Source organism: Mycobacterium sp. E796, from assembly GCF_001672815.1.
Classification (GTDB): Bacteria; Actinomycetota; Actinomycetes; order Mycobacteriales; family Mycobacteriaceae; genus Mycobacterium.
Genome location: NZ_LZKK01000025.1, coordinates 1 through 12,193, shown reverse-complemented (window position 1 = coordinate 12,193; position 12,193 = coordinate 1). Strand labels below are relative to the sequence as shown.

Genomic DNA, 12,193 nt, shown 5'->3' with positions numbered 1-12,193 from the left:
GAGCATGCCGGTGGTCAAGGTGGCCCGCATCGCCGGCCAGTACGCCAAGCCCCGGTCGGCCGACATCGACGCGCTGGGGCTGAGGTCCTACCGCGGCGACATGATCAACGGCTTCGCCCCGGACGCCGCCGCGCGCGAGCACGATCCGTCGCGGCTGGTGCGCGCCTACGCCAACGCCAGCGCGGCGATGAACCTGGTGCGGGCGCTGACGTCGTCGGGGCTGGCTTCGCTGCACCTGGTGCACGACTGGAACCGCGAATTCGTCCGGACCTCGCCGGCCGGCGCGCGGTACGAGGCGCTGGCCAGCGAGATCGACCGGGGCCTGAAGTTCATGAGCGCCTGCGGGGTGGCCGACCGCAATCTGCAGACCGCCGAAATCTACGCCAGCCATGAGGCTTTGGTGCTCGACTACGAGCGGGCGATGTTGCGCCTGTCCGACGTCGAGGGCGGCGAGCCTCAGCTGTATGACCTGTCGGCGCACACCGTGTGGATCGGCGAGCGGACCCGCCAGCTCGACGGCGCGCACATCGCGTTCGCGGAGGTGATCGCCAACCCGATCGGCGTGAAGATCGGCCCGACGATGACCCCCGAGCTGGCCGTCGAATACGTGGAGCGCCTCGACCCGCACAACAAGCCGGGACGGCTGACGCTGGTGAGCAGGCTGGGTAACAACAAGGTGCGCGACCTGCTGCCGCCGATCGTCGAGAAGGTGCAGGCCGCCGGGCACCAGGTGATCTGGCAGTGCGACCCGATGCACGGCAACACGCACGAGTCGTCCAACGGCTACAAGACCCGCCATTTCGACCGCATCGTCGACGAGGTGCAGGGGTTCTTCGAGGTGCACCGCGCGTTGGGCACCCATCCCGGCGGCATCCACGTCGAGATCACCGGCGAGAACGTCACCGAGTGTTTGGGTGGGGCGCAAGACATTTCGGACACCGACCTGGCGGGGCGCTACGAGACCGCCTGCGACCCGCGGCTGAACACCCAGCAGTCGCTGGAGTTGGCGTTCCTCGTCGCCGAGATGCTGCGCGACTAGCTCCCGAGCTGGGGCTCCAGTGCGTCCAGCCAGTCTCTGACCGTCGCGACGTACGTCGGCGGGTCGGCGCTGTGCATGGCGTGGGGCATTTCAGGAAAGGTGCGCAGGGTGAAGGAGTTCCCTGCGCCTTCGATCAGCTTGCGGGCGTGCTGGACCTGCCGATCGGAAATCGCCCCGAGCAGGTTGCCGGTCACGGGATCCTCGAAATGGAAGTGGTGAGTGAAAAGCACCGGCACCTTGACGTGGGTCAACATGGACTCGTGGTCGCAGTTGAGCGCGACCCGACCGGAGAAGAACGCGTCGCCCCATTCGGGGTCGTATTCGCGGAGGTTTTGCGGTGGTTCGGCCGGACTGTCGGGCGCGTCGGCGCCGGCCTGCAGCTGCCGAAGCCATTCGGGCAATTCGCGGGCCATGGCGGCCTGTAAGCCGGCGTAGTCGCCGATGGACCATTGCGGGCCCAGCCATTTGTGCCACAGCCGAAAGATCGATCCGATACATTGCCGGATCGATTGCCCGACAGCCGGATTGGTTTCCGAGGTAAACAGCGGTGGGTCTTCGTAGACGGCCGCGCGGACCTGACCCGGCGCGGCGAAGGCCGACAACCATGCCGCGATCACCCCACCGGATGACAACCCGCTGACCACCACCGGCCGGCCGATGACCCGGTCGATGAACCGGACCAGGTCACCACCGAAAAGGTCCAGGCTGTAGCGGCCCGGCGTCCAGGTGGAGCGGCCCTGCCCGCGCAAGTCGACGGCGAATACCTGGTACCGATCAGCCAAGAGCTTCATCGCCTTTTCGTAACCCCACCACGATTCGCTTTGACCCGGTATGAGCAGCAGCGCGGGGTTGTCGGGCGAACCGGCGACCGCATAGTTCATCCGGATCTCACCGAGGTCCACGAGGTGTTCCGGGTAGCCGTGCTCGATGAAGATCTCCGGATGGTCGCTGTATTCGAGATAGGCCACGAGGCTTTACTCCTTGGGTGAGTTCGCCATTACCTAGAGCAGTCCGCTGAGGTTGCTGCCGATCGTCCAGGCCACGGTGGCGACCAGCCCGGTGAACGCGATCACGACGGCCACCCACACCAGCACCATCCGCCGCGCGTGCTGGCGGGCCCAGACGAACTCGCTCATCGCGATCCCCGCGAATTCGCCTGCGACCGGCTGGTATTCGTTCTCCCGGTCATCGGGTTGGCGGGGGAGCTGCCGGGTGGGATTGCGGACCGGTGGCGCGGCCGGCGGGCGCGATTGCGGGGCGGCGGGCGGGCGCTGGCTCATCCGGCTGCGGTGCAGCGCCGCCGACCGGTGCTGGGCGGAGTTGCTTGGCGCGGGCACCCGGAAGTCCGGCAGCGCGAGTTCTTCGGCGATCGCCGCGAGGTCGGCGCCCATCTCGATGGCGTCGGCGTAGCGGTCGGCGGGGTCGCGCGCGGTCGCCCGTGCCACCAATTCGTCGAATTGCGCTGGCACGCCGTCGATTGCGGCGCTGGGCGGCGGCACGTCGGCGTCCAGGCGCCGGTAGGCGATCGACAACGCCGAGTCGCCGGTGAACGGCGTGCACCCGGTCAGCAGCTCATAGGTGAGGATCCCGGCGGAGTAGACGTCGCTGCGGGGCCCGGCGTTGCCGTCGCGCACCTGCTCGGGCGACAGGTAGGCGGCGGTGCCAAGAATGACGCTGGTGGAGGTGATTCCGGCGGCGGCGACGGCGCGGACCAGCCCGAAATCGGCGATCTTGACGTCGCCGTCGTCGGAGATCAGGACGTTCTCGGGCTTGACGTCACGATGCACCAGGCCGGCGCGGTGCGCGGCGGCCAGGCCGCCCAACACCGGGCGAAGCACCGCCGCCACGGCGTGCGGCGGCATCGGCCCGCGCTCGGCCAGCAATTCGCGCAGCGTGCCGCCCTCGATGAGCTCCATCACCAAAAACGGATGCCGGGCGTCCATGCCCTGGTCATAGACCGCGACCAGCCCGGGATTTTTCAGGCGGGCGACCGTGCGCGCCTCGAGCTGGAAGCGGGTCAGGAACTGGTCGTCGCCGGCATAGCGGGAGTCCATCACCTTGACCGCGACCGGGCGGTCCAGCCGGACGTCGAGGCCGCGGTACACCGTCGAGGTGCCGCCGCTGGCAATCCTGGACTCGACCAGGTAGCGGCCGTCCAGCAGCGTGCCCTCCAAGGGGTCGCGGATCCCGGCTTCGCTCACCGGGCCATCGTAGGTGCGGGACGCGAAAACCTGGGTCCAAGGCGCTAAGCAGGGCCTACACTGGCGCCGTGAGCAGTATTCCGGCCGGCGACGACGTCCTGGATCCCGACGAGCCGACCTACGATCTGCCGAGAGTGGCCGAGGTGCTCGGCGTACCGGTCAGCAAGGTGGCCCAACAGCTGCGCGAGGGCCACCTGGTCGCGGTCAAGCGCGGCGGCGGTGTGGTGGTGCCCCAGGTGTTCTTCACCAAGTCCGGTGAGGTGGTCAAGAGCCTGCCCGGGCTGCTGACGATCCTGCACGACGGTGGCTACCACGAGACGGAGATCGTGCGCTGGCTGTTCACCCCCGACCCGTCGCTGACGATCACGCGCGACGGCAGCCGCGACGCTGTCACCAACGCCCGTCCCGTCGACGCCCTGCATTGCCACCAGGCGCGCGAAGTGGTGCGGCGCGCGCAGGCTATGGCGTACTAGTAGCCGATTCCGGCGCCCGGTACAGCGCGTACCAGGCGGCCAGCGCGCAGGCGGTGGCCAGCGAGAAATGCAGCCACGAGTACATGCCGTGCGAGCCGTCGGGTTTGAAGATCACCATCACCCAGGTCGACAGGCCGGCGATGGCCGCGACCGCCCGCCGTGACTGGGCCAGCGGCGCCGCCACCGCCAGCGGCCAGGAGTAGTACCAGGGCAGGGCGGCCGGGACGAACAGCACCACGATCAGCATCGACCAGGCGATCCCGGCCAGCGCGGCGCGGTCGTCGCGGCGGAACCGCCACCACAACAGCGGCAGCGACACCGCGATGATCGCGATGCCGATGAATCGGGTGACGCGCAGCGTGGCGTAGAAGTCGACCGGGAAAAAGCCGCTGCCCAGGGCGTGGATCAGGTTGGCGACCGCGGTCGGCACGGTCAGCCAGTTGATGATCTTCACCGACCCGGCCAGCGCGGTCAGCCACCCGAGCCCGACGCCGGCCGCCGCGGACAGGATCGCGAACACCACGGCGAAAACCGCCAGGGACGTCGCGGTGGCCGCCAGAAACGCCGGCAGCGCCCGGTATCCCCGCCGGTCGCGGAGATGCCGCATCCACACCCACACCATGAAGGGCAACGAGATTCCGGCGGTGGCTTTGACCGCTATCGCCGCCGTGATCAGCACGACGCCCAGGACGTGGCGGCCTTGGAAGGTGAGCGCGATGCCGGCGGCCATCAGACCGACCATCAGCATCTCGTTGTGCACGCCGCCCATCAGGTGGATGAGCACGAGCGGGTTGAGGACGCAAATCCACAGCGCCAGCGCACCGTTGGTGCCCAGATGATGGGCGAGCCGCGGAGTGGCCCAGATCAGCAGCGCCAAGCCGGGCAGCATGCACAGGCGCAGCAGCATCGTCCCGGCGATCACGTGGTTGCCCACCACCATCGTGACCAGCTTGGCGATCAGGATGAACGCCGGCCCGTAGGGCGCCGTCGTGATCGTCCATATCGGACTCACGTTGTCCAGCAAGGGGTTTGGATTGGCGACTGGGCCGACGGCGTACGGGTCGAAGCCGTCGCGCAGCAGCGCGCCCTGCGCCAGATAGGAGTAGGTGTCGCGGCTGAAGACGGGTACCGACAACAGCAGCGGCGCCAGCCAGAAGGCGGTGGTCGCCCGCATGGTGAACTCGGTGGCGTTGCCGCCCAGCGCGCGCCGGCCCAGCATCACCCACGCGATCAGCATGAGGCCCACGCCCGTCCACAACACGATCGAGGACAGCACCAGTCCGTGGCCGAAGCGCAGCCAGGACAGGTGCAGCGCTTCCAGCAGCGGGTCGTGCGGTTTGGTGCTGCCGGCGCCCAGCCCGCCCAGGGTGATCAGCACCGAGCCCAGGAACCCCAGCTTCGCCGGCCCCGCCTCTGGCGTGGCGGCGAACGCGACAAGCCGTGAAAGGTACTGCACGACAGGACGTTTGGCGGCCGGGGCGTGGGCGGGACTCGACGGGGTTGGCATCGGCTCAGGCGGACCGGTTCGTGGCCATCCTGGCGAGCTCGGCCAGCCCCGCCTTGGCCGCCGCGTTGATGGGGGCCGCCGTGAGCGTGGCCAGCGCTCGTTCGGTCAGCGCGGCAATGCGTTGCTCCGCCGCGGCCAGCGCGCCCACCGACTCGATGACGTCGCGCAGTTCGGCAACCTGCGCGTCGGTCAGCTGCGCACCGATCGAGCCGCGTAACCGGTTGGCCGCCAAGGGGTCCGACTTGTCCGCCAGCTCCACCGCCTCGGCCAGCAGCACGGTTCGCTTGCCGGACCTCAGGTCGTCGCCGGACGGCTTGCCCGTCACCGCGGGGTCGCCGAACACGCCCAGCACGTCGTCGCGCAGCTGGAACGCGACGCCGATGTCGGTCCCGAATTCTTTGAAGGCTGCCTGCACTTCGGGCCGGTCGGCGGCGGCGGCCACGCCCAGCTGCAGCGGTCGCGCGACCGTGTAGCAGGCGGTCTTGAAGGTGTCGACGTTCATCGCCGACGCGATCGACTCGGCGCCGCTGTTCTCGGCGACGATGTCGAGGTATTGCCCGCCCAGCACCTCGGTGCGGATGTCGGCCCACACACGCTGGACCCGGCCGCGCGCCTCGGGCGGCAGTGTCGCCCCGAACACGATGTCGTCCGCCCAGGCCAGCGCCAGGTCGCCGAGCAGGATGGCCGCCGACATCCCGAACTGCTCGGGTGAGCCGCGCCAGCCCCGGTCGCGATGCAGCGCGGCGAAGCGCACGTGCACGGTCGGCTTGCCGCGGCGGGTGGAGGAGGCGTCGATCACGTCGTCGTGCACCAGCGCGCAGGCGTGCAGCAGTTCGAGCGCGGAAAACAGCAGCAACACTTCGGGTTCGGGCTCCCCGCTTGCCACCGACCGCCAGCCCCAGTAGGCGAACGCGGGCCGCAGCCGCTTGCCCCCGTTGAGCACGAAGTCCTCCAGGGCGGCGACCAGGACGTCGTAGTCGGCGCCGATGTAGGCCATCCGCTCGCGCCGGTCGCGCAGGTACCGCCGGAGTTGCTCGGTGATCGCGCCGGTCAACTCGCCGGTTGACGCTGCCTCTGAAGCATTCAGGCTCAGCGCGGCGCCCCTTTCTGCTCGGCTTGGCGGGTATTTGCTCTAGGGCCGACAGTGTATGTCGCTTCCGGGACCCTAGTTGCTTCGACTGCCTCACTATTCCGCCCCTATGCTGGCGATCTGGGAAGCAAGTCGTCTGGTGGATCTGATCGATAGGAGCCGCGTGACCCTCAACACCATCGCGCTCGAGTTGGTGCCCCCCAACGTCGAAGACGGTAAGGAACGGGCCCTCGAAGACGCGCGAAAAGTGGTGCGGTACTCGGGCGAATTCGGCCTCGACGGCCGGATCCGGCACGTGATGATCCCCGGGATGATCGCCGAAGACGACGATCGGCCCGTCGCCATGAAGCAGAAACTCGACGTCTTGGACTTCTGGTCGATCATCAAACCCGAATTGCCGGGCTTCTCTGGCCTGTGCACCCAGGTCACCGCGTTCATGGACGAGGTGTCGTTGCGCGCCCGGCTGACCGACCTGTGCGCCGCCGGCATGGAGGGCGTCGTCTTCGTCGGCGTCCCACGCACCATGAACGACGGCGAGGGCTCCGGCGTCGCGCCGACCGACGCCCTGTCGATCTACCGCGACCTGGTGACCAACCGCGGCGTGATCGTGATCCCCACCCGCGAGGGCGAGCAGGGCCGGCTGAACTTCAAGTGCAACCAGGGCGCGACGTACGGCATGACCCAGCTGCTGTACTCCGACGCCATCGTGGGTTTTTTGACCGATTTCGCCAACAACACCGATCACCGCCCCGAGCTCCTGCTGTCCTTCGGGTTCGTGCCGAAGGTGGAGAGCCGCGTCGGCCTGATCAACTGGCTGATTCAGGACCCGGGTAACGCCGCGGTGGCCCGCGAGCAGGAGTTCGTCCAACGGTTGGCCGGCAGCGAACCGGACCAAAAGCGCCGGCTGATGGTCGACCTGTACAAGCGGGTCATCGACGGGGTCGCCGAGCTCGGCTTTCCGCTGAGCATCCATTTCGAGGCGACCTACGGGGTTTCCGGGCCCGCGTTCCAGACCTTCGCGGAGATGCTCGACTACTGGTCGCCCTAGCGGCGATCGCAAGCGCGGCGCAGCCGGGCGCGGCGGGTCGCCGCCATCGGGCCTAGCTGGGCGGCTGGTCGCGCGGCGCGGTGAGCCGCGGCGAGCGGTCGCGGCTCATCCAGGCCAGCACCGCCACCACGCCGGCCGCCGCGAAGGACGCGATGCCCAGCCATACACCCGCGCCGGTGAAGTTACGGGTGTTCGGGTCGGTGTAGCGGGCGTTGGCGCTCATGGTGGTCACCACGCCCGGTTTGAGCTTCCACGACACCACGTCGGACTCGACGCGGTCGCCGTTGGTGGACGTCACCACGCCGGGGAAGGCGACCGTCAGCTCGACGTCGGCGTCGTTGTCGGTCACCGACGTCAGGTCGGCCCGGCCCTCGAGGATCACCAGGTTGCCGTTCCGGCGCAGTGACAGGCTCACCCCCTGGGCGTCGGAGTTCATGTTCGCCAGTTGCGGCAACTCGGCGAAGGTCAGATCGGAGAACACCGCCTGCGAGCCCACGTAGCCGTCGCTGTCGTAGTTCGACACCGCGACTTTCTGGCCGAACGGCAGGTTGTTGGTGTCGAGCTGCGGGCCGGTGTCCTTCGGCGTCTTCGGTTTGGCCGCCGCGATGATCTCTCCGGACACCAGGTCGTCGGGCGAGATGGTGAGCGACGCCCGGACCCGCAGGCATCCGCTGGCCAGGGGCACGATCAGCAGCAGCATCGCGATGGCCAGGGCGCGGCGCCGCCGGGGCGTGAAACCGCGGCGGCGAACCGGGGCGGGGCTGGCGTGCACGAGGTCATCGTGCCAGATCCGGCGCGCCGGGTGTGGCGCCCCAGGCGGTGTCGCTACAGCGGGAGGGTGCGGCCCAGGATCGCGAACGCGCGTGGGTCCCCGGCGAAGTGGTAGCGGCGGATGACGTCGGTGAAGCCCAGCCGCCGGTACAGCCTCCAGGCCCGGTTCGGTTCCCCGTTGATTTCCGGGGTGGAGAGTAGGACGTTCTCCTCGGAGCGCCCGGCCAGCAACCGGCGGGCCAACGCCTCGCCCAGGCCGCGGCCCTGCGCGCGGGGGTGGATGTGCAGCTCCGTCAGCTCGAAGTAGCTGTTCATCAGGCGGGCGATCTCCTGTGGTGGCGAGCCGCCGCGTTGCAAGCCCAAGACCACCTGCTGCTGCCACCACTGCCCGGGCGCGCCCGGGTAGCCGTAGGCCACCCCGAGCAGCGGGGCGTCGCTCAGTTCGGCGGCCGCTGGGGGATGGACGTCGGGACCCTCGGGCGCCTCGGCCTCAACGGCGGCAACCCCCTTCCAGCCGTGCCGACGGATGTGTTCGAGCCACATGGCGGCGCGCTGGTTCTCGGTGCCCCGCGGGTATCGCATCGCTTCGACGTAGACCCCGAGGGCGTCGGACAGGCGGCGCTCCATATCGCTCGGCGGCAGATCGATGAGGAATATCGCCAACTCGCGGTGTCCTCCTCATCGGGTGGCTTCAGGTGTGAGTTCGGTCCCGTGGCGCTGTCGCCATTATCCGACCCCGGCGGCCCGGCGTGCCCGGCGGCTGCGGGTAGCAGCGGGGCGAAACGGGCCGCTTCGGCAAGCGGGTTGCGGCGCACCGTCGTTGCGAGGTCTACCGGCGCGCGAGCCCGCCCGGGATAGAATCGCTGCCGAACCAGTGGTACGCCGCAGATTGACCTCGTATCATTTGTGTTAGTTGCCCTTAACGGGCATCCGCGTGCTATCGATAGTTACGTGCCAAACTGTCGGCAAGGAGGGACGAATGCCACTCTCCGATCATGAACAGCGGATGCTCGATCAGATCGAGAGCGCCCTCTACGCGGAGGACCCTAAATTCGCGTCGAGCGTCCGTGGCGGAGGGTTGCGCGCGCCGACCGCGCGGCGGCGCCTGCAGGGCGCGGCGCTGTTCGTCATCGGCCTGGCGATGTTGGTCTCCGGGGTGGCGTTCAAAGCCACGATGATCGGAAGTTTCCCGATTCTGAGCGTCTTTGGCTTCATCGTGATGTTCGGCGGCGTGGTCTATGCGATCACCGGTCCACGGCTGGCGGGCAGGCCGGACCGTTCCGGATCGGCTCCCGGATCGGCGCGCCAGCGGCGCAACAAAAGCGGCGGCTCGTTCACCAGCCGCATGGAGGATCGCTTCCGCCGGCGCTTCGACGAGTAGCGGGCGTAACGCGTCGTAAGAGGTAGCCATCATGGCTACCTCTTTTTTTGCGCTCGAGCGAGGATGCGCGGGGGCGTAGTCCATTTCGACTCCCAATCGAGCCCAAATCGAGGCCGGGCCCGCGCGATACGCCCCACCGGGCCCCACCAGGTCGCCCCACTGCGCCCCACCCGGCGATTTCGTGGCCCTGAGGTGCGGTTTTCGGACCCGACGATTCGGTCGCAACGGGACGACGGGAGCCAGTGACCGGCACCGGATCCGCGCGTGGTGGCGGACAAGCGGGAAAACTCGGCCACGACACCCTGGAAATGGGGCGAAGTGGGGGATGGTGGGGTATGGTGGCTGAAGCGTTTGGGTGAGGCGAGAGCCGGGTCTCCACGGGAGGTGAGCTGGTGTTTCTCGGCACCTACACGCCCAAGCTCGACGACAAGGGGCGGCTGACGTTGCCCGCCAAGTTCCGCGACACGTTGGCAGGGGGGTTGATGGTCACCAAGAGCCAGGACCACAGCCTCGCGGTCTACCCCCGGACGGAATTCGAGGCGCTGGCGCGCCGGGCCAGCAAGACCTCCCGCAGCAACCCCGAAGCCCGAGCCTTCCTGCGCAATCTCGCCGCCGGCACCGACGAGCAGCATCCCGACGCGCAGGGCCGCATCACCCTGTCGGCAGACCACCGTCGTTACGCGAACCTGACCAAGGACTGCGTGGTGATCGGGGCGGTCGACTACCTCGAGATCTGGGATGCGCAGGCCTGGCACGACTACCAGCAGACCCACGAAGAGAACTTCTCCGCGGCCAGCGATGAAGCACTCGGCGACATTATCTGAGGCGCGTGCCCGTGCATCGTGGCCTCTGCCCGAACTGACCCTGGCGTACTTCCCCAACGCCAGGTTCGTACCTTCGGACAGAGACCTGGGTGCAGGGGCGGCCCTCCGGGCCGACGGGGGCGCGAGGGCGGCCCTGCGGGGAGGCGTTGCGGTGGCTGAGAATTCGGACGACTTCGGGCATGTGCCCGTCCTGCTGGATCGCTGCGTCGAGCTGCTCACCCCCGCCCTGACGCGCCGGCACCCCGACGGCAGCGGGGCGGTCCTCGTCGACGCCACGCTGGGCGCCGGCGGTCACGCCGAGCGATTCCTGACCGACCTGCCCGGCCTGCGGCTGATCGGGCTCGACCGCGATCCCAGCGCCCTCGACATCGCCCGAGACCGATTGGGTCGATTCGCCGACCGGGTCACCCTGGTGCACACCCGATACGACGGCATCGCCGACGCGCTGGCCGAATCCGGCTGTGCCGCAGCCGAATCCGTCGACGGGATCCTGTTCGACCTCGGCGTGTCCTCGATGCAGCTCGACCGCGCCGAACGGGGCTTCGCCTACGCCCAGGACGCGCCGCTGGACATGCGGATGGACCCGTCGTCACCGCTGACCGCGGCCGACATCGTCAACAGCTACGACGAGGCCTCGCTGGCGGACATCCTGCACCGTTATGGCGAGGAGCGGTTCGCCCGCCGGATCGCCAAGCAGATCGTCGGCCGGCGTGCCCGCGCCCCGTTCACCTCGACCGCGGAGTTGGTAGAGCTGCTGTACCAAGCGATTCCGGCGCCCGCCCGCCGCACCGGCGGACATCCTGCCAAGCGCACCTTCCAGGCGCTGCGGATCGCCGTCAACGACGAACTGGCCTCGCTGCGCGACGCCCTTCCCGCCGCGCTGGACGCGTTGACGGTCGGCGGGCGCATCGCGGTGATGGCCTACCAATCGCTGGAGGACCGCATCGTCAAGCGCGTGTTCGCCGACGCGGTCGCGTCGCGAACGCCGGTGAATCTTCCGTTCGAACTTCCCGGGCACGAGCCGAGATTCCGGTCGTTGACGCGCGGCGCCGAACGCGCGGACGCTGCTGAGGTCGAACGGAACCCGCGCAGCGCCGCGGTGCGATTGCGGGCGGTGCAACGGCTAGGGACAGACGGGCAATCACGGCAGGCTAGCGGGAAAGGCGACGCATGAAGGTAAAGCGCGAGGCGCCCAAGCGGCGGGCCGGACGCGACGGATCCGCCCGCAAGGGCCGGCGCGCCGCGGCCGACTCGGCGTCCGCTCGCCGCACCCGGCCCGGGAGCGCCTCGGCCAACGCCCGCGAGGGTCGTTCCCATCACGCCGGGCCGCAAACCAGCCCGATCGCCCGGCCGGTCGAGCGGTCGGGCCGGCCCAAGAACGCGAGCCAGGCCAAGGCGCGGGCCAAGGCGCGAAAGGCCAAGGCGCCCAAGGCCATCCGGCCCCGGCTGACCGAGCGTCTGGCCGCCCGGCTCGCGTCGATCGACCTGCGCCCGCGGACGCTGGCGAGCAAGGTTCCGTTCGTCGTGCTGATCATCGGCGCCCTCGGCCTGGGGCTGGGCCTGACGCTGTGGTTGTCCACCGACTCCGCGGAGCGTTCCTATCAGTTGAGCCACGCCCGCGAAAAGAACCGGATGCTGCAGCAGCAGAAGGAGTCGCTGGAACGCGATGTGCGCGAGGCGGAATCCGCACCCGCGCTGGCCGAAGCGGCCCGCAAACAGGGCATGATCCCGACGAGGGACACCGCGCACCTGGTCCAGGACCCGGCCGGGAACTGGGTCGTCGTCGGCAGCCCGAAGCCCGCCGACGGCGTTCCGCCACCGCCGCTGAACAGCAAGATCTCCGACGCGCCGCGCGTCCC

General features: G+C 69.1%; 12 protein-coding genes and 1 pseudogene. 7 read left to right on the top strand and 6 right to left on the bottom strand.

Annotated features, from left to right (window positions below; translation table 11 throughout):
• The coding region (locus A5706_RS01855; RefSeq protein WP_068126488.1) for a 3-deoxy-7-phosphoheptulonate synthase at positions 1–1,039 on the top strand (1,039 nt) is incomplete at its 5' end.
• On the opposite strand, the gene A5706_RS01850 is transcribed toward A5706_RS01855, so the two are convergent.
• Complete coding sequence (locus A5706_RS01850; protein ID WP_068126481.1) at positions 1,036–2,007, bottom strand: alpha/beta fold hydrolase; 972 nt, start codon at positions 2,005–2,007, stop codon at positions 1,036–1,038. The genes A5706_RS01855 and A5706_RS01850 overlap by 4 nt on opposite strands.
• Positions 2,008–2,040: 33 nt before the next feature.
• The gene (locus tag A5706_RS01845) at positions 2,041–3,240 is read right to left on the bottom strand and encodes a protein kinase (protein WP_068126479.1); all 1,200 of its coding nucleotides are present in this window, start codon (positions 3,238–3,240) and stop codon (positions 2,041–2,043) included.
• A 68-nt stretch (positions 3,241–3,308) separates the two neighbouring features.
• Here A5706_RS01845 and A5706_RS01840 point away from each other — a divergent pair, with 68 nt between their 5' ends.
• Positions 3,309–3,713, top strand: coding sequence for an Rv2175c family DNA-binding protein (locus tag A5706_RS01840; protein WP_068126478.1), 405 nt, complete (start codon positions 3,309–3,311; stop codon positions 3,711–3,713).
• On the opposite strand, the gene A5706_RS01835 is transcribed toward A5706_RS01840, so the two are convergent.
• Together A5706_RS01835 and idsA2 are read right to left on the bottom strand one after the other, a co-directional pair.
• Positions 3,700–5,220: an alpha-(1->6)-mannopyranosyltransferase A gene (locus A5706_RS01835; RefSeq protein WP_068126476.1), complete on the bottom strand. Its 1,521-nt coding sequence runs from the start codon at positions 5,218–5,220 to the stop codon at positions 3,700–3,702. The two genes, A5706_RS01840 and A5706_RS01835, sit on opposite strands and share 14 nt — an antisense overlap.
• A 4-nt stretch (positions 5,221–5,224) precedes the next feature.
• Positions 5,225–6,274 carry a bifunctional (2E,6E)-farnesyl/geranyl diphosphate synthase gene (gene idsA2 / locus A5706_RS01830; RefSeq protein ID WP_068126474.1) on the bottom strand — a complete coding sequence of 350 codons (1,050 nt, stop codon included), beginning with the start codon at positions 6,272–6,274 and terminating at the stop codon, positions 5,225–5,227.
• Between the two features lie 199 nt (positions 6,275–6,473).
• Here idsA2 and A5706_RS01825 point away from each other — a divergent pair, with 199 nt between their 5' ends.
• Complete coding sequence (locus A5706_RS01825) at positions 6,474–7,358, top strand: mycobacterial-type methylenetetrahydrofolate reductase (RefSeq protein ID WP_068126486.1); 885 nt, start codon at positions 6,474–6,476, stop codon at positions 7,356–7,358.
• A 52-nt stretch (positions 7,359–7,410) separates the two neighbouring features.
• Here A5706_RS01825 and A5706_RS01820 read toward each other — a convergent pair whose 3' ends face one another.
• The gene (locus A5706_RS01820; protein ID WP_068126483.1) at positions 7,411–8,058 is read right to left on the bottom strand and encodes a DUF3153 domain-containing protein; all 648 of its coding nucleotides are present in this window, start codon (positions 8,056–8,058) and stop codon (positions 7,411–7,413) included.
• A gap of 125 nt (positions 8,059–8,183) precedes the next feature.
• Positions 8,184–8,792 (bottom strand): N-acetyltransferase, encoded by a 609-nt coding sequence (locus A5706_RS01815; protein ID WP_068126472.1) that lies wholly within the window; start codon positions 8,790–8,792, stop codon positions 8,184–8,186.
• A 316-nt stretch (positions 8,793–9,108) separates the two neighbouring features.
• Here A5706_RS01815 and A5706_RS01810 point away from each other — a divergent pair, with 316 nt between their 5' ends.
• The 4 genes and pseudogenes from A5706_RS01810 to A5706_RS01795 form a co-directional block, all read left to right on the top strand.
• Entirely contained in the window at positions 9,109–9,510 is a 402-nt protein-coding gene (locus A5706_RS01810; protein WP_068126470.1) for a DUF3040 domain-containing protein, read from the top strand.
• Between the two features lie 392 nt (positions 9,511–9,902).
• Positions 9,903–10,334, top strand: a complete 432-nt coding sequence (mraZ, locus tag A5706_RS01805) for a division/cell wall cluster transcriptional repressor MraZ (RefSeq protein WP_067159148.1) — start codon at positions 9,903–9,905, stop codon at positions 10,332–10,334.
• Positions 10,309–11,508: a 16S rRNA (cytosine(1402)-N(4))-methyltransferase RsmH gene (rsmH, locus tag A5706_RS01800; protein WP_156766916.1), complete on the top strand. Its 1,200-nt coding sequence runs from the start codon at positions 10,309–10,311 to the stop codon at positions 11,506–11,508. The genes mraZ and rsmH overlap by 26 nt, the downstream gene beginning before the upstream one ends.
• Positions 11,505–12,193, top strand: a pseudogene (locus A5706_RS01795) (hypothetical protein); the annotation flags it as partial. The gene rsmH and the pseudogene A5706_RS01795, both read left to right, overlap by 4 nt.